The sequence below is a fragment of the Prevotella herbatica genome (assembly GCF_017347605.1).
Classification (GTDB): domain Bacteria; phylum Bacteroidota; class Bacteroidia; order Bacteroidales; family Bacteroidaceae; genus Prevotella; species Prevotella herbatica.
In genome coordinates, this window is sequence record NZ_AP024484.1 from 930371 (window position 1) to 951281 (window position 20911).

The 20911-nt window shown below is 36.4% G+C and carries 12 protein-coding genes; 8 read left to right on the top strand and 4 right to left on the bottom strand.

Annotation, left to right across the window (positions count from 1 at the left end; genetic code table 11):
• The first annotated feature begins 51 nt into the window (after positions 1-51).
• The 6 genes from prwr041_RS03520 to prwr041_RS03545 all read left to right on the top strand — a co-directional run bounded on the left by prwr041_RS03520 (position 52) and on the right by prwr041_RS03545 (position 5640).
• Positions 52-594 carry a DUF1599 domain-containing protein gene (locus prwr041_RS03520; RefSeq protein ID WP_207154987.1) on the top strand — a complete coding sequence of 181 codons (543 nt, stop codon included), beginning with the start codon at positions 52-54 and terminating at the stop codon, positions 592-594.
• Positions 587-2698 (top strand): BT_3928 family protein, encoded by a 2112-nt coding sequence (locus tag prwr041_RS03525; protein ID WP_207154989.1) that lies wholly within the window; start codon positions 587-589, stop codon positions 2696-2698. Before prwr041_RS03520 ends, prwr041_RS03525 begins: the two co-directional genes overlap by 8 nt.
• A gap of 112 nt (positions 2699-2810) precedes the next feature.
• Entirely contained in the window at positions 2811-3536 is a 726-nt protein-coding gene (locus tag prwr041_RS03530; protein ID WP_207154991.1) for an SPOR domain-containing protein, read from the top strand.
• 26 nt (positions 3537-3562) lie between these two features.
• The gene (folE, locus tag prwr041_RS03535) at positions 3563-4156 is read left to right on the top strand and encodes a GTP cyclohydrolase I FolE (protein ID WP_018463095.1); all 594 of its coding nucleotides are present in this window, start codon (positions 3563-3565) and stop codon (positions 4154-4156) included.
• Between the two features lie 77 nt (positions 4157-4233).
• Entirely contained in the window at positions 4234-4866 is a 633-nt protein-coding gene (locus prwr041_RS03540; protein ID WP_207154992.1) for a DUF4840 domain-containing protein, read from the top strand.
• Between the two features lie 21 nt (positions 4867-4887).
• The gene (locus prwr041_RS03545) at positions 4888-5640 is read left to right on the top strand and encodes an exodeoxyribonuclease III (protein WP_207154993.1); all 753 of its coding nucleotides are present in this window, start codon (positions 4888-4890) and stop codon (positions 5638-5640) included.
• Between the two features lie 176 nt (positions 5641-5816).
• On the opposite strand, the gene prwr041_RS03550 is transcribed toward prwr041_RS03545, so the two are convergent.
• Positions 5817-7202 carry a metallophosphoesterase gene (locus tag prwr041_RS03550; protein WP_207154994.1) on the bottom strand — a complete coding sequence of 462 codons (1386 nt, stop codon included), beginning with the start codon at positions 7200-7202 and terminating at the stop codon, positions 5817-5819.
• A gap of 196 nt (positions 7203-7398) precedes the next feature.
• On the opposite strand from prwr041_RS03550, the gene prwr041_RS03555 reads away from it, so the two are divergent.
• Entirely contained in the window at positions 7399-8478 is a 1080-nt protein-coding gene (locus prwr041_RS03555) for a helix-turn-helix domain-containing protein (RefSeq protein ID WP_207154995.1), read from the top strand.
• A gap of 235 nt (positions 8479-8713) precedes the next feature.
• On the opposite strand, the gene prwr041_RS03560 is transcribed toward prwr041_RS03555, so the two are convergent.
• Positions 8714-9223 carry a VCBS domain-containing protein gene (locus tag prwr041_RS03560; protein ID WP_207154996.1) on the bottom strand — a complete coding sequence of 170 codons (510 nt, stop codon included), beginning with the start codon at positions 9221-9223 and terminating at the stop codon, positions 8714-8716.
• A gap of 2086 nt (positions 9224-11309) precedes the next feature.
• Here prwr041_RS03560 and mgtA point away from each other — a divergent pair.
• On the top strand, positions 11310-13994 hold the full coding sequence (mgtA, locus tag prwr041_RS03565; protein WP_237072297.1) for a magnesium-translocating P-type ATPase: 2685 nt from the start codon (positions 11310-11312) through the stop codon (positions 13992-13994).
• Between the two features lie 213 nt (positions 13995-14207).
• On the opposite strand, the gene prwr041_RS03570 is transcribed toward mgtA, so the two are convergent.
• Both prwr041_RS03570 and prwr041_RS03575 read right to left on the bottom strand, forming a co-directional pair.
• Positions 14208-16649 (bottom strand): glycoside hydrolase family 95 protein, encoded by a 2442-nt coding sequence (locus prwr041_RS03570; RefSeq protein ID WP_207154998.1) that lies wholly within the window; start codon positions 16647-16649, stop codon positions 14208-14210.
• A gap of 101 nt (positions 16650-16750) precedes the next feature.
• Positions 16751-20290 (bottom strand): family 43 glycosylhydrolase, encoded by a 3540-nt coding sequence (locus prwr041_RS03575; RefSeq protein ID WP_237072298.1) that lies wholly within the window; start codon positions 20288-20290, stop codon positions 16751-16753.
• Between the last annotated feature and the right edge of the window lie 621 nt (positions 20291-20911).

The following is a 20911-nucleotide window of genomic DNA, read 5'->3' on the forward strand; positions in this document are numbered from 1 at the left end:
TGGTGAATTCATTATTAATAAGTAACTTTGCATCGCAAAGTTTTAAGGCTTATGAGCAATTTGAATACAGAGAAACAGTTTGAGAATGTGATGAAAGAATGTCGTGAACTCTTCAGCAAGAAGTTACACGACTATGGTGCTTCATGGCGCATATTGCGACCGTCGTCACTTACAGACCAACTGTTTATTAAGGCAAAACGTATACGTTCACTGGAGATCAAAAAAGAATCTTTAGTCGGTGAAGGTATACGTCCTGAATTTATAGCACTTATCAATTACGGAATAATAGGATTAATCCAACTCGAAAAAGGATTCGTTGACTCTGTTGACATGACAGTGAGCGAAGCCATGACGTTGTATGACAGACATGCCAAGGAAGCTTTGGAACTGATGCTTAAAAAGAATCATGACTATGACGAGGCTTGGCGCTCTATGAGAATCAGCAGCTACACTGATTTCATACTAACAAAAATAGAGAGAGTTAAGGAGATTGAGGATATTAACGGAGAAACTCTTGTTTCAGAAGGCATTGATTCCAACTACATGGATATTATAAACTATGCGGTATTTGGCGCAATAAAACTGAATGGATAAAAGTAGCACATATATTTCTACCAAAGCACGATTTATCGGAATACTGGTAAATTTATGCAGATTTGTATTGGCATTTACTTTCATATTCTCGGGGTATGTAAAGGCTATTGATCCAATAGGCACACAGTACAAGCTGCAAGACTATCTTGGTGCCGTAGGAATGGCGGGCGTTATGCCTGACTGGGTTACGCTAATTACATCAGTGGCTATAGCCGGGTTGGAATTCTCATTGGGAATATTCATGTTGTTTGCCATAAGGCGTAGAATATGCTCTAAAATAATATTGGTATTCATGTGCGCTATGACTGCCATTACTATATGGTTGACGATAGCAAATCCAATAAAAGACTGCGGATGTTTCGGTGATGCCATCAAACTGACCAACATACAATCACTGATAAAAAACATTATTCTCTTTGTATGTGCTGTAACAGTGGTATGGAAGCCACTATCTATGGTGAGATTTATATCTAAGAGTACACAATGGATAGTAATCAACTATACCATATTGTTTATTCTGTTGAGCAGTGGCTACAGTTTGTATTATTTGCCACAATTTGATTTCAGACCTTATCACATAGGTGCCAGCATACGCGATGGGATGACAATTCCCAAGGGAGCTAAACAACCTAAGTTTGAGACTTCATTTATATTGGAGAAAAACGGGGTTCAAAAGGAGTTTTCGCTTGACAACTATCCAGACTCTACATGGAAGTTCGTAGACAGCAAGACTGTACAGATCTCAGAAGGATACATTCCACCAATACATGATTTCTCTATTGAGGATAAAAATACAGGGGAAGATATCACAAAAAAAGTACTGGACTATAAAGGATATATATTCCTACTAATAGCTCCACATCTTGAACAAGCAGATGATTCCAACTTTGGCGACATAGACCAGATATACGAATATGCTCAACAACAAAACGTGCAATTCTATTGTCTGACAGCAAGTAACGACAAGCCAATAAAAAGGTGGATAGACATCACTGGGGCAGAATATCCTTTCTGTACAACAGACGAGACCACCCTTAAGACTATCATTAGAAGCAATCCTGGGTTGCTACTGATTAAAGACGGCAGAATAATAAATAAGTGGAGCCACAATGACTTACCTTCAGAAGGAACTCTGAACAAGCCACTGCTACAGACTGAAATCGGCAAGATGCCAAATGACACTGTTTGGGGAAAAATACTTGAAATAGTATTATGGTTCATATTACCATTAATGATTCTAACCATAGCTGACTGGATGCTGGCTTGGAGTAAATGGGTAAGAAACAAGGAAAAGGAAGACAAAGATAAAATATATCAACTGTTTAATAAAAAGAAAAATAAAATGAGAAAGAAAATCGTAGCAGGTAACTGGAAAATGAACATGAACCTGCAAGATGGTGTTGCTCTTGCTAAAGAGATCAACGAAGCTTTAGTTGCAGACAAGCCTAACTGTGGTGTAGTTATTTGTACACCTTTCATCCACTTGGCTAGTGTTGCACAGGTACTTGACCAGAACGTAGTTGGTCTTGGTGCAGAGGATTGTGCTGACAAGGAAAAGGGAGCTTTCACTGGTGAAGTTTCAGCCGAAATGGTAAAGAGCACAGGTGCTCAGTATGTTATTTTAGGCCACTCAGAGCGTCGCCAGTATTATGGTGAGACTGCAGAGATCCTTAAGGATAAGGTACAACTTGCATTGAAGAACGGTTTGAAGGTTATCTTCTGCTGTGGTGAAACTCTTGAAGAGCGCGAAGGTAACAAGCAGAACGAAGTTGTTAAGGCTGAACTTGCCGACAGCGTATTCAATTTGAGCGCAGAAGAGTGGAAGAATATCATTCTTGCATACGAGCCAATTTGGGCTATCGGTACAGGTAAGACTGCTACTTCTGATCAGGCTGAAGAAATGCTTGCATATATCCGTTCTACTGTTGCTGAAAAGTATGGTAAGGAAGCTGCAGAGGATACAACAATCCTTTATGGTGGTAGCTGCAAGGCTTCTAATGCTCCTGAGCTATTCTCTAAGCCAAATATCGACGGTGGTCTTATCGGTGGTGCTTCTTTGAAGGCTGCTGATTTCAAGGGTATCATTGACGCTTGGAAGAAATAATAAAAATATTGAAATGCAGGGATATTGTAATGATATGAGTATTGTTTAATGACATCTCTCTGTCATGCCGATATCCCGGCATATTTTCAACATTAACACATAACAAAAATATATGAATAAGTTCGTTATATCGTCAATAATTGCATTAGGTATTGCCGTTAACGCTGGCGCACAAACTTACCTCGACCATCTGAAGAAGAACGTCGCAGGTGAAGGTAACGTTACTGTTACTCAAAGCAAGGAAATTGATGAATTGGTTAACGGCAAGAAGATACAGACTCAACAAAAGGCTGACAACACCGTCAAAAAAGGGAAAAAAACTGAAACTAACAGAAGCGAAATAAACCGCAACAAAAACAATATCAAACCACAAAATGTGATTGGAGACTCTACAAAGCATCACAACAATAATTATAACTATAACAACAAAAATGAGAGTATAGTTAATAATGAGAAGAGTCCTGAGAAACGAGAAAATACAACTAAGCAGAAAAGCGAGCCAGTTAGGATTGACGACGATGAAGAGTTTGACATTCCAACAATTGACATGCGCAAAAAAGTGATGCGCGACAGCAGAAAGGTAACGGGATTCAGAGTCCAGGCCTTCTCCGGCGGCAACTCAAGAAATGACAGAATGAAAGCTGAACAAGCTAGAACAACAATAAAACTCAAATATCCCGAAGAACCTATATATGTACATTTCTATTCTCCACATTGGATATGCAGAGTAGGAAACTACCGCAACTTCGAAGAAGCTAGAACTATGCTCATGAAAATTAAGGCTTTGGGATATAGACAAGCATGTATTGTGAAAGGAACAATTTCCGTACAATACTGATATTATTAACATTAGAACGATAAGATATGAATCCGGAAAATGAATTTCGTGATGGTCTTGACGACCTAGCATTACATTATAAAGAGGTGTTGAAAATATTGGGCGAGGATCCTGAGCGTGAAGGGCTTGAGAAAACACCTATGCGTGTAGCAAAAGCAATGCAGATTCTTACCCGCGGATATACACAAGATCCGCACAAGGTTCTTACAGATGCTATCTTCAAGGAAGATTACAACCAAATGGTAATAGTTAAGGACATAGACGTATTTTCACTTTGCGAACATCACATGCTACCTTTCTACGGAAAGGCCCATATAGCTTATATTCCGAACGGATATATCACTGGACTAAGTAAGATAGCACGTGTTGTTGACATATTCAGCCATAGACTGCAAGTACAGGAAAGACTTACCCAACAGATAAAAGACTGTATTCAGGAAACCCTAAAACCTCAAGGCGTGATGGTCGTTATCGAGGCCAAGCACATGTGTATGCAGATGCGCGGAGTAGAGAAACAGAATTCAATCACCACGACAAGTGATTTCAGCGGAGTGTTTAATTCTCTTACTACACGACAGGAATTCATGAGTCTTCTTCGTGGAGAATCTAAAAGAATATAAAAAAAGTGTGCTATGAGATGCAAGATTCTTGCATCCCTGGCATTTACCTTATACATAATATTAATTTAAAACATGATATGAAAAATCTAAAAAACGCAATCTTGATTTTGTTCTGCTCTGTTTTGGCAGCAACAACTTTTACGTCGTGCCTAAGCGATGACAACAACGACAACAACAACAATGTCATCACACTGACTGGTGCACAGCGTACACAAACTCTCCAGGCTCTTGCAGGTGATTATTCAGGTTATCTCTATTTCTATAACACCACCAAAAAGGATTCTGTAGAAGTTGACTGGAAGGTATCAGCATCAGACTCTACATTGACTAGTTTTTCATTCCCGATTAGCTTCTTGCAGAACTATGTAGCTACTAACTCTGCAATCAAAGATGCTGTTACAAATGCTGGAAGTCAAACTCTTATAGGAGCTGTTAACACATATGCGCAAGCATCTACAACTTATTGGAATCAGAATTATTATTTCTATCTGTTAACACCTGCAAACAAGACTCTTAATTTCACTTACAACGGAAAAGCTTGCCAAATAACTTTCGCTGATTATATGGCTAATAGTTCTTATGGATATATCTATCCACAGATTCAATATTACAATAAAAAGAGCAGCATCAATTTCGTTATTAAGAGCGTAAAAGTTGGCGACGATCAAATTGATGTAAACACTGTCTTCCAAGCTGTCGGAAGCAAATAAACTAATTAAAACAGTCACAATATGAAATTTATCTCTTGGAACGTTAATGGTTTGCGTGCATGTGTTGGAAAGGATTTTGAAAAGTATTTCAATGCTCTAAACGCAGACTTCTTCTGTCTTCAGGAAACAAAGATGCAGCAAGGACAACTTGACCTGCAGTTTCCGGGTTATGAATCTTATTGGAACTATGCCGAGAAAAAGGGCTATAGCGGAACCGCTATATTTACGAAGCATAAACCATTGAGCATTAAATACGGGATTGGGATCGAAGAGCACGACCATGAAGGCCGTGTTATAGCTCTTGAATATGATAAATTTTATATTGTAACTGTTTATACACCAAATTCTCAGGACGGACTTCGACGCCTGGAATATCGCATGAAATGGGAAGAGGACTTTCAGGCTTTTCTTCATGAACTTGACAAAAACAAACCTGTCATCGTATGTGGTGATATGAATGTAGCACACGAGGAAATAGATATCAAGAATCCAAAGACTAACCATAAAAATGCAGGATTCACTGATGAGGAAAGAGAGAAGATGACAACCTTGCTAGACAATGGATTCGTTGACTCGTTCCGTACTTTGTATCCTGAGCAAGTAACTTACAGTTGGTGGAGTTATCGTTTCCATGCGCGTGAAAATAATACAGGCTGGCGTATCGACTACTTTCTGACTTCAGAACGTATAAAAGATAATATCGAAGATGCCAAAATACATACAGATATATTTGGTAGCGATCACTGCCCTGTGGAACTTGATATCAACCTATAAAAGGATAAGCAACTAAGATGAAAAGGGCAGTGAGAGAAGATATACAATATATCATACACTCACTGCTTTTCACCCATTATTTTATTTACTTGTTTATTTCCTTAACATTATAGTTCAACGTTGCCATTTCTACTAAATAGAAATACACGACTGCCAAGTTTATAATGGTTTTAGGCTTAATAATCAATTGGATTTGACGAAAGATATACATCCTTACTATCTAATACGCTATGTGCACCATAAAGATATTTATATAATTTAATATTTAATATTTTATGATTAGTCTTCTTTGGAGTAATAACAACAAAATTCATATTTATTGAGTCCTGTTCAATAACATCACTCTTATTACGAGTTTTTCTATCTTCCCAAGTTCCTGTATTTGCGTAAACACAAGCGGAGTCGATCGTATTCTTGTAAGCCGTCATTTTTGGTATATGAGTGTGTCCAAATACGACAACGCGAACACGCTGTCTACCTGGACAGTGAAAATACTGAACATCAGATTGATTATCAATATATTGAGTTTTCAAACTTCCAATAATTGCAGAATCAATTTGTGTCGCAACACGTGCACCATTTACTACCATACGAGCATTCCAAGCTGCTTGAGTAAACAACCCATTATACATATTCATTTGTATTTTACCATCAGCATCATTATAAGGAAGAACGTCATTTATAGAATAAGTCTTAGTGAAATGATCTACATTTGTGGTAATAATCTTGTCATCAAAGTTATCATTAACATATATAACACTATCTAAAACTTGCTTCCACAATTTATAATATACATATTTACTAACTTGTTCTGGATCATTCTTATCGTTTAATACTACATTTGGTACCCTTGTCCTATTTTCTATTGCAATTGGATTTACAAATGAGTTAGCAGCAATACGAGCAAAGAAATATCCTGGTGCAAAAGTTGTCCCATTAGCGTTTGGATCAGCCCCATTTGGAGTTAAGCCGCTAAAAAAATCATATCGATGTCCATGCTCTATTGCGATTTCCGGATAATTATCTGGATAATAAGTTCCAAGTTCATTGTGATCTTTATCACGAGCTTGATTCACTCCGGGCATTGCTAAATCAATACTAGCTGGAGTAAATCCCATGTCATGATTACCAGGGATATAAGTTACCTTAATTTTTTTATCGTTTATAATACCATTAAGAACATCAAATATAGCTTTATTTGATGCTACAGTTTTAAGAATAAAATCAGACTGACTTTTGTTCTCATAAGTATTAGTACGTGAAGGGATATACCACTCATCAAACATATCACCTGCAATAACCAATTCTTTTATTGTACTAGATGCTCTTACTTCGTTAAGGAATTGATTTAGACGGTTAAGATGTTTCACATTTTCAGAATAAGCAAGATCATTTCCTAGATGCAAATCACTAATAACAACAATTTTGTTTCTTAAAACACTATCAGCAAGTTCGCTTGCTGGGTCAAAAGGATTAACTACCTTTGCAACATCATCATTATCTGAGCTACAAGACACAAATAATAATGCGAATAATAAGAATAGAAAAGCTACTTTTTTCATTGTCAGTTAAATTTAATTATTATTTCTTTGAGTTATTATTTTAAATACAGATCATGACTACAATCAACGTGGCAAAGTTAATCAATACAATACATTCAGGTGTTTCATTATCACAATTTGCATGTCTCATTACCACAAAATTTGATGATATTTACTTAATATATCCATTTTTTGATTAAATTTGCAAAATAAAATTATGAAAAGTCTATATTTAGCCACCACATTTGCCGCAGCCATAGCATGCTTGCTTACATCGTTGCTCATATTCGCCCGTAGAAAAAGTGGCGAAAGATCTAGAATTATTCTTGCCTGTATAGTACTTTTCTCTGTGGCCAATTACATTACAAGGTTTTATGCCTTAAGCAATGGAGAAGTACCCGAATTGGTCATTTCTGCACCAATGCTACTGCTTGCGATATTCATGGTGATATCTTACATCATGTATCCTATCGAAGTGATATCACCAGGATATCTAAATACCTGGCGAATAATAAAACTATATAGTCCATTACTTTTTTTAGTGCTAATTTATAATGTATTAAAGATCTTTGGAGTTGCATTTCCACCATTTCATTCTTTATTAGAAATGCTACCCCATTTTACAAGGATTGATGTTTGGTTTAGAATTTTTCTTGTTGTATTGGTATTCACTCCTGTCGTGTTAATATTCATGGTACCATATACTAGACGTTACAATAATACAGATAGAGTATGGATGATGAAGTATACCATTTGTTTCATCGTAAATACTATTGCGTATATTATTATTCTTATATCAGACCACCTTATTATAAAAACTCTCTATTATTATGTTAGTGTAGGATGCAGTATATATATAGCATACATGGAATTATTTGAGAGACTGATAAAGCAACAAGAATCAAATTCAGCAGAAACTACTAACGAATATAGCAAAGAGCCTGAATACATTGAAGAAGCAGAAGAGAAAGCAAATTCGCTATGTGAAAGAGTGGTTATACACATGAGACGCACATCAGACTACAGAAATCCAGATATATCACTCAACTCTATGGCAGCATCTCTATACACCAATAGAACTACACTCTCAAAAGCTTTGAGAGAACTAGGATATACTAATTTCAACGCATATATAAATTCTTTACGTATTGAAGACTTTATTAATCGAGTGAAAAATGAGCGGATATATAACTATCAGGATATATTCTACAATGTAGGCTTCCGTTCTAGATCAACTGCTATCCGTAACTTTAAGCAATATACTGGTAAAACGCCATCAGAATATTTCAACAAATAGATACCTGAAAAAAATAGTGGAGATGAATCTCGGATATAAAAGCAACGTGAGAGAATAGAATCATATCATTCCGATCAGAAGTTCTAGTCATTTATCTTATCTATAAGTATCAAAACGCTGTATAAAGTATAAAACGAAAATGCCCGCTTCTCACGAAGCAGGCATTTTCTTCTTGTTTATTGTTTAAATAGAGACTTTTGTAATTTATCTTTTTATTAAGAGAGAAATCATTTTTTTACATAAAAGACTGCAAATCAGAGATAGGACGTTTCTCCATAGTGCCATCAGCATTTGTTATTGTGAAGTAATCATGAGCTGATTTACCGTTCACGAACTGAACTACTGCAACACCACCCTGACGCATCTGCATTGTGAAATATCCTTCACGCTTTCCGTTTACATACTTTCCGTGCCATTTTTCCTTACCATTTTTATAATAAGTAGTAATCTCACCGTCGAGTACTGTATTTGTATCATTACCAAGATCAATAAAACTGTAAGCACCTTCTGCCCTCAAAGTTCCATTCATATAGAAGTCTTGGAAGACATTTTTCTTATTAAGTCCTTGACCTTGTTTCATTAGCAATCTATAATAGCTTGCTTGTCCACTTGTAGCAACATTCATCATGTTTTCTGCATAATAAATAGTGTCAGCTACAACAACTGCATTTTCGGCTACATGTTTGCGACCATAACTTACGATGGTCAACATTGCCATTACTGATATCAAAAGGAATCGTCTCATAATTGTATACTTTTTAGGTTTTTATTCTTTTTCTGATGCAAATATATATAATTAATCTGATACCACAATATTTTATTAACACTATTTTATACATATTTTTCTGCTATAAATTAGTCGTAATTTAACAACCCACTTTCAATTTGAAACTTATCAAAAATAGGGCAAAAAACTTTCAATTTGTAAAATAGCCCTATTTAAAGCACATACAAACTAACTATTTAGTTACTTTTTGCACAGTTACAAGTGAAAAATAAGCTGTTTACGCACACAGCAAACACAACACAGTTACGATTTATATTGTAAATTATTTTTGCATTTATCAATTTGAAACAGTTAAAGACTTGATTTATATCAAGTTGCTCCATTAACAGTATTCAAAGTGACACTTTGGACGGATTACAAGCATAAATATTACACGAAGAAAACCACACTTTAATTCTATGACAATTAAAACTCTATATTACTCATTTTATAATGATGCGGCATTACACTAATACTTATATATATAATGTACGAGAGAACGTTCTTACACAAAAACAACAGGCAAATTAATGATTCGCTAGTAACACGTTTACAGAATAAGATGTAAGCAAGAAACTAAAAGCAACAATTTATTTAATCTTTATAAAGCTTAGTTTTAAAATATATCAGAAATCACTAGTGTCCACTTAAAATGATTAACATTTAGTGTAGCGCATTAATTAAATAGTTAGAGTCTATATTTCTCAGTGAAGATTTGAGTTTTGCCCTTTTAGGGTGTATCCCCTGCATTTTTGGCATTTTTTAGCTACGAAGCTACGGTAACTCTGGAAAAACCCATAAACAGAGGGGTTTCCGATACTTAGCTTGCAATATTTAGCTACGGTAAGCTACGTTCTAGCTACGTTATCCATTTCTGCTTATATAATGTACGTGCAGGCACGCGCGCACTTAGGGTTTTGCAAAAATATAAGTGTCGAAGTGTCAACTTAATGAATATCAACATTTTATCGACGAATCAGGCGTCATAAAGTGACGGTGAAATGACGGTAAAACATTGAGTTTTCCATGCGTTTCTATATAGAAACGCAACTGATTCCATATAGAAACGGAAACGTTTCTACGATGTTTTAGCTCCTAAAACATCGTAGAATGCAATGCAATATAACGTAAAACGCAATGCAAAACATCGCAAAACGCATCGCGATTCTTCGTAAAACGCAATGCAATATGAGGAAAAAAATCACCCATATTTTACCGACAAACAACCGACACTTAATGTCACTTAAAAAGTGTCCTAACAATTTGATGCTCAACAGATAGACACTTCGACACTTGTTTTTACGAAAAACTCTGAGTGCGCATACGCACGCACGTGTGCTATCAATGTGTTACTCCCCAGTAATTAAAACTTTGGCTAACAGTCTAACCTAATATCCATTGTATAGACACAAATTTTGCAGTACCTTTGCCAAGAATTCAGCGGAATCCAGCAGAACTTTTAAGCACAGAAAAATCTGCTCCTGTTTGCTAAATCTATGTGTGCTATTTTCAGATGCAGCCAACAGTTCTTTGACAGATTTACTTATAAAATACTTTTCATCCTTAAAATGACACAAATAGACGTAGCTAGAACGTAGCTTACCGTAGCTAAATCCTGCAAGCTAAGTTTCGGCAACCCCTCTGTTTATGGGCTTTTCCAGAGTTACCGTAGCTACGTAGCTAAAAAACGCCAAAAATGCAGGGGATACACCCTAAAAGGGCAATATTCAAATCTTCACTGAGAAATACAGACTCTAACTATTTAATTAATGCGCTACACTAAAGGTTAATCATTTTAAGTAGACATTAGTGATGAGACATAATGAACCAACATATTATTTATTTGAGATTAGAAATCTCTAATAAGCAACTCTTTTTATCATCTGATAGTCTGATTTTGGAATATAATAGATTACTTTTGCGGCAAATTATAAATTATAGTTCATTATGGACGATAAATCCGATAGTCATATTAAAAATAAACCCGATGTCATGAAGGTTGATTAGGATATAATACGTCCTGATTACCTCCATATACGTCATAACAATCATGGAGGTAATTATAATGAAATTTAAAAGAAGACCTCAACTGAGACCAATTAATGGTTTCAAAGACCAAGCAGAAATTTTAAGGAAAGCAAGTTGCTGCAATGAAAACGAATTGTATGATCAAACAGCAACAACAAGAAACGGATTAGATGATTCGCAAGTAAAAGACCGCCTTGAAACATATGGATATAACGAGGTAAGACAAGAAGGTAAGGTTTCATGGATAAAACAACTTATCAGCGCATTCATCAACCCTTTTATCGGAATACTTATTTTTATTGCTATAATATCAGCTATAATAGATATCTGGTTGCCAAAGATTTCCGACAGAGACTATTCTACTGTCGTCATGGTTTGTATTATGGTAACTGTAAGTGTAGCCCTAAGATTTATTCAGGAATACAGAAGTAATAAAGCAGCAGAGAAGTTGAAAGACATGGTTGAGACTACCGCTACTGTTGAAAGAAATGGCGAAAAGAATGAAGTTGACATAAAAGATATAGTTCCTGGAGATATCATTCACCTTTCTGCAGGAGATATGATACCAGCAGATTGCAGGATTATAAATGTAAAAGACTTATTTGTTATTCAATCTGCGCTTACTGGAGAATCATTACCTATTGAGAAGAATGCTACATGCTATAAAACAAAGGATGCTAATAAATGTCCTATTATAGATTTGCAGAATATATGCTTCATGGGCACAAATGTCATAAGCGGCACCGCAACAGCGGTCGTTGTGACAACTGGTGAACATACTTATTTTGGATCTATCAGTAAGACTGTTACTGGCAAAAGACAGGAAACAAGCTTTGACAAAGGGCTGAAACGCGTAAGCTATCTGCTGATTTCATTTATGGCTGTTATGGTTCCCGTTGTATTTATTATAAATGGTATCGCTAAGGACAATTGGATAGATGCTATGCTATTTGCTGTAGCAATAGCTGTCGGTCTCACTCCAGAGATGCTTCCTATGATTGTCACAGCAAACCTTGCAAAAGGAGCTGTTAACATGAGTAAGAATAAAGTAATTATAAAGCGCCTTAATGCAATACAGAACATCGGAGCAATGGATACTTTGTGTACAGACAAGACTGGTACCCTTACACTAGACAAGGTTGTATTAGAGCGCCATCTTAACATATATGGAGAATCAGACGAAGAAGTATTAAAGTGGACTTATCTGAACAGTTATCATCAGACAGGATTAAAAAGTCTGTTAGATGTAGCCATTCTTGACCATGTTGAATTGCATGACTCACTAAAAGCAGACGAAGCCTATAAAAAAATAGACGAGATTCCTTTTGATTTCCAACGCCGACGCATGTCAGTTATTCTTAAGCGTTCTGACGGTAGTCATCTACTAATATGCAAAGGTGCAGTAGAAGAAATGCTGCAACTATGTTCACGAGCTTATGATCCTGGAGAAGACAGACAATTGCAGATTGATACCGACGAAATTTTTCCAATGGATGAAAAGACAAGAGAGCACATTAAAAAAATGTCTAAAGAATTAAATGAGGACGGACTAAGAATACTGATCGTTGCAGTAAAGACATTTGATAATAGAGAACCTACATATTCTGCAGAAGATGAAAAAGATATGATTATGGCAGGCTTCGTAGGCTTTCTTGATCCTGCTAAACCTTCAGCACAGACAGCACTTTCTTCTCTTCAGCAATTGGGAGTAAACGTAAAAGTACTTACAGGTGATAATGAAATCGTAACTAAGAAAATCTGCAATGACGTAGGCATTAAGTTCGACAAGATTATGCTTGGGAACGAATTGGAAATGATGGATGACAACGAGTTGAAAGAAAAACTTGAAGAAACTGTTATTTTCGCAAAACTAAGTCCTATGCAAAAATCAAGGATTGTAACTCTGCTTCAGGAAGAGGGACATACCGTAGGATTCATGGGAGATGGAATAAATGATGCCGCAGCACTAAAAACTGCCGACGTTGGTATATCTGTAGATACTGCGGTAGATATTGCTAAAGAAAGTGCAGACATTATTCTATTAGAAAAGGATCTCAATATATTACGCACAGGTGTAGAATACGGAAGAATTACATTCGGTAATATTGTAAAATACATCAAGATGACCACCAGCAGTAATTTCGGTAACATGCTAAGTATGCTAGGAGCAAGTATCCTCTTACCATTCTTACCGATGCTTCCTATCCAGATATTATCACAAAACATGTTATATGATATATCACAGACTGCAATACCTTGGGACAATATGGACGAAGACTTCATAAAGAGTCCTAAAGTATGGCATACCAAAGGTATATCACGATTCATGTTTTATATGGGACCAGTAAGTTCTATCTTTGATTATATTACATTTGCGTTGATGTACTTCCTCTTTTCAGCATGTGCACCAGCATCTCAAAGTCTGTTCCAAACAGGATGGTTTGTTGAAGGTTTGCTATCACAAGTACTCGTGATTCATATCATACGTACTGGTAAAATACCTTTCATACAAAGCTGTGCTGCATCACCAGTAGTATTTATGACATTAGTTATAGCAGTGATAGGACTTACAATTCCTTACACAGCGGTTGGAACGGCTCTTAAAATGACTCCATTGCCTATAATGTATTATCCATATTTAATGGCAATATTGCTATCTTACGGAGTTCTCACACAAGTAGTGAAAAGATTCTTTATAAGGAAATATGGACAATGGCTATAACAGTCATTCAAAGTATTAGTCTAAACAAAAAAGGGATTACATCGTATACTGATTCTCAGAACGATGTAATCCCTTTTTCACTAACTAATAACAAAGTAATAATACTACAGAAAGTTTGTCCAACGAGTGAATTTGATAATATCCTAAACCATCAGAAAATCAACCGAAGTTCTTACTTATATACGCTACAATATTCATTTAAAATAGAACTTTTTATTTTGCGTATACTTTATATTCTTTCCCAGCTTTAGTCATTATATCATATTCATACGTTTTCATTAATTGAGGCTGTTTAAGCTTTGCCTCTGATGACACGATTGGCTTTTTGCCTGATACGATATCATATAAATGGTTGGGATTGACACCCTTCGCAACTTTCAAATCCTTTCCAGTCAATGGAACATACGAACGCAGACGAAGATTACCACCTATCGTTGACTTTACCTCTATTTTTTTAACCTTATTATCCTTCCATTGCATAGCTACTTCAAATCCACCCCTTGCTTTAAGTCCTTTAACATTACCAGAATGCCATTCGTCTGGCAAAGCTGGTAATACATGTACTGCTCCATCATGACTCTGCAAAAGCATTTCAGCAATACCTGCTGTAAAACCAAAGTTACCATCTATCTGGAATGGAGGATGTGCATCAAACAGATTAGGATACATTCTACCATGAGGGTATTCCCTTGCCACATTGTCAGAAGGCAAGATATCTAGAAGACATCTTATAAGTTTATAGGCGTGATTTCCATCGAGGAGTCTAGCCCATAGATTTATTTTCCAACCTATACTCCAGCCTGTTGCTTCATCACCTCTTTGTAAAAGTGTATTCTTAACAGCCTCGAAGAGTTGCGGAGTGCGGGTTGCCGAAATCTGACTGCTTGGGAAAAGTCCGTATGCATGAGATACATGACGATGATTATCATGTGGATCATCTTCATCCTCCAACCATTCTTGCAACTGGCCATATCGCCCTACCTGCATAGGGGCAAGCAGCGTTAATCTATCTTTAAGACTGTCAATATATTCCTGTGGTTCTTTTAAAATCTCTGAAGCCTGCAAAGCATTACTTAATACATCGAAAGCTATCTGATTATCCATAGTACAGCCTGCAACTACAGATGAAGCTCCATGTGGTCCATGTTCTGGAGATATACTAGGACAAGTAACCATCCAACCATACTTAGGATGCTTAACCATTGCTGTTAAATAGAAATCAGCAGCACCTTTCAGTTGAGGATAAACATTTTCTAGATATCCTTTATCACCATTGAAAAGATAGCGTTGCCAAAGATGGGTACTCAACCATCCTGCACCATTTGGCCACATTCCCCAAGTAGCACCATCAACCATTCCTGTAGAACGCCAGATGTCTGTATTGTGATGAGCGACATAGCCCTTTGCACCATACATTTCAGCAGCAGTTTTCCTACCAGTAACGCTAATATCCTTTACCAACTGAATTAAAGGAAATTCCGTTTCTGAAAGATTAGTGGTCTGTGCTGGCCAATAATTCATTTCTGTATTTATGTTGATAGTGTATTTCCCATCCCAAGGAGCATTAAGGTTATCATTCCAAAGACCTTGTAAGTTAGCCGCTTGACCACCAGGCTGAGAAGAAGAAATCAAAAGGTATCTGCCATATTGAAATACCAAAGAGACAAATGAAGGATCATTATCTTTATTGAAATCAGCAAGTCTCCTATCTGTTGGCTTATTTATATCAGCAGTACACGGTAGATCCAACGATACTCTGCCAAATTGTTTTTTATAGTAGTCAACGTGATTTACTATAGCCGTGGAGAAATTCTTTTTCATTGCATTCTCAAGCAATGCTACCGATTTTTCTGTTTCATTACCGCTAATATCATGATAGTTCACGAAATTCGTTGCGGAAGACAAATAAAGAACTACATCTGTAGCATTTGATACAATAAGTCTTGAACTTGTTAATTCCGTTTTTCCGCCTTCATTCTTCACATCCAAAACAGTCTGCATACGTATTTTTCCTTCTACGCCTTCATGTGACAGACACTTGCCTTTCAGAACCAGTCGTCCTTCTTCTAAACCAACAGTATGTGGAAGCGGAGAATCAAAACTTGCATTAAAAGATATAGAATGCGGTTTACTTGCAGAAATGTGAATTATAACAACGTTATCGGTAAAAGAAGATATGACTTCTCGTTTATATGTTACTCCATCAATATCAAATTTTGTAGTAGCAACAGCTCTGCTAAGGTCCAGCTCACGTCGATATGAAGTTGGCTTGTCAATAAATGGAGCATCAATCAGCAGACTTCCCACCGTCTCATACGGCATACCGTGCTGTCCCGTCATAAAATACATGTTAATCATTTGCTCGGCACTACGTGTGTCCCCAGTAAAAATGAGATTACGTATTTTTGTTAGGGTATCAGGATTTATTGCCCTGTAATTATTATAAGGAGAACCTCCCCACACTGTGTTTTCATTAAGCTGAATTCGCTCATGATTAACACCCCCATAAATCATGGCACCCATACGTCCGTTACCAACAGGTAAAGCTTCCTGCCAAATAGCTGCTGGTCTGTTATACCATAAATTCAAGTCTGCTGAATAGGTATTCAGAGACATCATTGAAAACAGCAATGGAATTATTGTTTTAGCATTCATATTCGCAATTTTATAACTATACAATAACTTTAGAATTGTATGCAAATTTATAAAAAATAAATGGTTTTTCAAAATTTTAATTCTTACTATTACATTAAATATTATTTTATAGCCACGCATTTGCCGCTAATTATATATACTCCTTTGGATAGTTTTTTAAAAACATCAGCCATCTTTAACTTTGAATAAAGAAGCATACCTGAAAGATTATACACATCAACAAACTTGTCAGTTTCTTCAATCTGCTGGATACCTGTGACAGGAGTATCGCCGTCGTTACTGAAGAAAATATTCTTTATAGAGATATCACCGCCACCCAAAGACCAAAAGCCAGCTATATAGATATGTGACAGGTCTAAGGGAGTTGTAGTTTTATTTTTCACTAACTTTGCTAGTTCTATTCTTACAGTGGTGCTGCTACCTATATCCGTCATTGAAGGACTGCTCCAATAGCTATTTTCATCAAAGAGTCGAAAAGAAGCACCGTTACTTTGCGCTTTATTTAGTTCTATTACTATGTACTTATAACTAGAGAAGTCTACTCCATTAGTATATTCCCAACCTCCAAAACCATATTGCCCCGTAACCAATGTATGTGTAGATTCATCAAACGCACCACTTGCATAAATGGAAGGATTAATACCAGCAGCTGTAAGAGGGAATGTATTTACAAATATATTAATATTTGTAGAAACGGTATTACCAAGTGCATCATTGTAACTTGCTGTCACTACAGCATTGCCTTCATTGTAAGATGTTAATCTCGCATTCTTGACACCAACGACCTTATCGTTTGAGACCTTATAATTAGCACTCGAAGTTATATCTTCTGTATGTCCGTCTTTATATGTAGCAGTAAGAACAAACGATTTCGCTGAATTTGTAAGCAAGGAATAAGAAGGTTTGTCTGCTGATATAGAAACTGCAGTAAGATAGCTTTCTGAATGTGCCACAGAGGACTTGTCGTAGAATGTATCTTCCGAAAAGTCCTTTTCTGTTGAAAACCAGTCCACGTCTACATGTCCTCCAAGTTCCTTTGTAGCGTAGTTGAATATACCGAAACGATTTCCTACAAATACTGATAAATTATACTTCATGTCCAAGTCCTGTCCAAACTTAGTATATGTAACGTTATCAAGACTATAATAGAATGTAGCCTTGGATGTAGCGATGTCGGCAACAGCACGCAGATATATCACAGAATCACATGCTATCACATTTGAATAAACCTTTTTATCTGCTGTATTACTCTGTACAAGATTAAAATTGCTGCCCTGCTTGTTTATTGCAATATAAGCATAAGGATTCTGGAATACAGCAATTCCAGCCATATCCCCGTCATACATTTTGCTTATGTTCATTCGTATAGTACCATAAGATGGTTTAGTATTGTCCCTATATCCAAAGATACGCTGTGTAAGCATATTACGAGACTTCTGCAACGAATCTGTTACAGATGCTGTGTAAAGACGTAACCTCCCCGGATTTTCAAGCAGAGACCATTTTGCCTTGTCTGGATTATGATTCCATTGCCATTGGCTTCCCAAAAGATAATTTTTGAAATTATCATTTGTCGGCATATACTTTCTGTCATAGTTCACACCAACATTCGGTTTAGTGTATGTTCCTGCATCTACGCCATTATTACCAATAACTGGCCAGTTATCATTCCAAGTCACAGGCAGCAGATAAGGCATTCTACCAAAAGCTCCGCAATCCTTCATTAACATTGTCCACCATTCACCGCTTTGAGTCTGTATCATCGCTCCCTGATGAATGTCGTCACTATTAAAGACTTCTTTCTTTTCGTAAGGACCAAAAACGTTTTTTGATCGGAAGCACCACTGTGTCGCAGGCCATGCACAACAAGTAGAATAGATATAATAATACCCATCTTTCTTGAAGAAATGGCTTCCTTCAAGTCCATCAAAGCCTCCGTCAACATCAGCTTCCTTCACAGGGGCAAAGTTATCATCCAACTGAATAACCTTTAGGTTTCCGTTTCCACATACCACGTAAGTCGTACCGTCCTCATCTGTCATAAGTCCTGGATCATAATATCCACGTGAAAGACGTGTCATTGTCCAAGGACCCTCTGCATTTGTAGCCGACAATAGATAACCTCCTGCATCATCACCATTGCCAAAAGCATTGAAGAGTATATAGAATTTGCCATTCTTGTACATCAAGCTATTAGCCCATGCACCTTTGGAATAAATATTTTTACCATCTTCAAGATTGTATTCTGCATTAACCGACATCTTTTCAAGAGGATTACAGCAATATTCCCAATTCACTAAATCTTTTGATTTAAGCAGGGTACAACCCGGAAAATTATGCATTGTGGTGGTCACCATGTAATATGTATCACCAACCTTCTGAACATCCGGGTCTGGAAAATCAGCCTGAATAACAGGGTTAGTGAATGTTCCGTCTCCATTATCAGAACATGATTTAAATGTAAAATCAGTATGTGGGTATTGTTTATTTGCATAATCCTGATACCAATGATAAGCAGGCCAAGGACATGCTTCATTATCAGTTAGGAAAGTATCACCATTTCCTTGTTCATCCTTGAACTGTGCTAGAAGTTCTGGAGTTGTGAATATCAGCCAACTTACATTTCCACAATCGTCTGTTATCTTCTTAAAGTTTGCACCAAAACCTGTTCCACCAGCAGTTCCTGTAACACCTTTACCAAATGAGGAATTATACTTTTCTGGTGCCCAGTCCATTTCCGTAACAACTATAGGCGCCAAATCTGAAATTGGTTTTATCTGTTTGTTCCAACCATCATTAAACAATTGATAGTTTACATTAGGTGTATTTTCTGATCCACTATTATACCATCCAGGATAGCAATGCACAGCATAGCCGACATTTTCGCCCTTTATCGGATAGTCGGCAAAACCTTCGTAGTTTGCTTGATAGCTCAATCCTGGCACCAATACAATATTATTACAATTAGCACGAATGGTATTGGTTATCGTTTGGAAATATTCACTCAACTCCTTGAAACCTGCCTGCTTACCATCAGACCAGATACGTACTGGTTCATTGGCAAGCTCAAACATGATATTTGGATTATTCTTGATATATGAATCGGCAGAAACATAATTCCAAACCTTGATAAGATACTGTTGATATGCATCACCCACAGCTATAGACTCTGGGCATACACCAGGTGGACGCATAATAACATAAAGTCCGTGACTGATTGCATATTTAGCCATTGGCACAAAAACACTTTGAAAGTATTTTGTGAAACGATCGTAATCAAAAGCCGAGATATCATTCTCCCCGGTTGTCCTAATACCAGGAGTATTTGACCAATAAGGGTCCATGTGTAAACGCAAGAAGTTTACCTTCCACCCAGCATTTAATATATCGTTTATTAATCCTTGGTTATAAGTTAAGCATGCGTTGACATCATAGTTATTCCATTTGGTTCCACGCTCATTAAACCACGGACTATAAGTCTGGGCAAAGCCATGAAGGTTTACTATGTTTCCATTAGAGTCTTTGAAATACCTGCCTTCTACATGCAGTTGCGGCATCGCCATCCCTTCCCAAGCAGAGACTGTTATTGAAGAGAATAACAAGATTATATATAATATAGTCTTTAAGGTTTTATTTCTCATAACAAATAATAGATTATTATTTATGCAGTCATACATTATTTAAATTCGACACGCTGCATTTTGACTTTACAAAAGTAATATAATAAATTATAATATGATTAATGACATATTACATATACTTTTCGTAGTGTAACATATTAAGTTTTTATGAATATAATAATCTAAAATCTTATCTTTACTACAATAAAAGGCACAAAGAAAGGCGGAGAAAATTTTATCATTCCCCGCCCCATTGTTCTTGTTCTGATTATTAAAATCAGATAGTCATATTGTATGACTAAAAGAAATTAGGTTGACCATCCTCTAACGGATTGGTTCCTATTTGATTACGATTCAAATATATGAAATAAAGAAATACGTTCCAACTAATTTCTTCATTATTTTTCGATTTTAACATTGTAATCGCACACAAGATCAGAAGGACAAATATAACATGCGATTTTGATAATTGTTTCATCTATATCATCCTTCTGGCATAACTTTTCACCTTATATATTATATATAAGCACATACTTAACACATTTGCATTATTCATTTCATACATGTAATCACAATGTAAGGATTTAATAACTTCAAGGCAATGTTATTGAAACATTTCCCATCTATCTTTGCAATGTCTAA

What these genes read in the sequence shown, in the direction of transcription:
- prwr041_RS03555 (WP_207154995.1), top strand. Translation starts at nt 7,399, where the DNA reads ATGAAAAGTCTATATTTAGCCACCACATTTGCCGCAGCCATAGCATGC.
- prwr041_RS03560 (WP_207154996.1), bottom strand. Translation starts at nt 9,223, where the DNA reads ATGAGACGATTCCTTTTGATATCAGTAATGGCAATGTTGACCATCGTA.
- mgtA (WP_237072297.1), top strand. Translation starts at nt 11,310, where the DNA reads ATGAAATTTAAAAGAAGACCTCAACTGAGACCAATTAATGGTTTCAAA.
- prwr041_RS03525 (WP_207154989.1), top strand. Translation starts at nt 587, where the DNA reads ATGGATAAAAGTAGCACATATATTTCTACCAAAGCACGATTTATCGGA.
- prwr041_RS03540 (WP_207154992.1), top strand. Translation starts at nt 4,234, where the DNA reads ATGAAAAATCTAAAAAACGCAATCTTGATTTTGTTCTGCTCTGTTTTG.
- prwr041_RS03550 (WP_207154994.1), bottom strand. Translation starts at nt 7,202, where the DNA reads ATGAAAAAAGTAGCTTTTCTATTCTTATTATTCGCATTATTATTTGTG.
- prwr041_RS03520 (WP_207154987.1), top strand. Translation starts at nt 52, where the DNA reads ATGAGCAATTTGAATACAGAGAAACAGTTTGAGAATGTGATGAAAGAA.
- prwr041_RS03530 (WP_207154991.1), top strand. Translation starts at nt 2,811, where the DNA reads ATGAATAAGTTCGTTATATCGTCAATAATTGCATTAGGTATTGCCGTT.
- prwr041_RS03575 (WP_237072298.1), bottom strand. Translation starts at nt 20,290, where the DNA reads ATGAGAAATAAAACCTTAAAGACTATATTATATATAATCTTGTTATTC.
- folE (WP_018463095.1), top strand. Translation starts at nt 3,563, where the DNA reads ATGAATCCGGAAAATGAATTTCGTGATGGTCTTGACGACCTAGCATTA.
- prwr041_RS03545 (WP_207154993.1), top strand. Translation starts at nt 4,888, where the DNA reads ATGAAATTTATCTCTTGGAACGTTAATGGTTTGCGTGCATGTGTTGGA.
- prwr041_RS03570 (WP_207154998.1), bottom strand. Translation starts at nt 16,649, where the DNA reads ATGAATGCTAAAACAATAATTCCATTGCTGTTTTCAATGATGTCTCTG.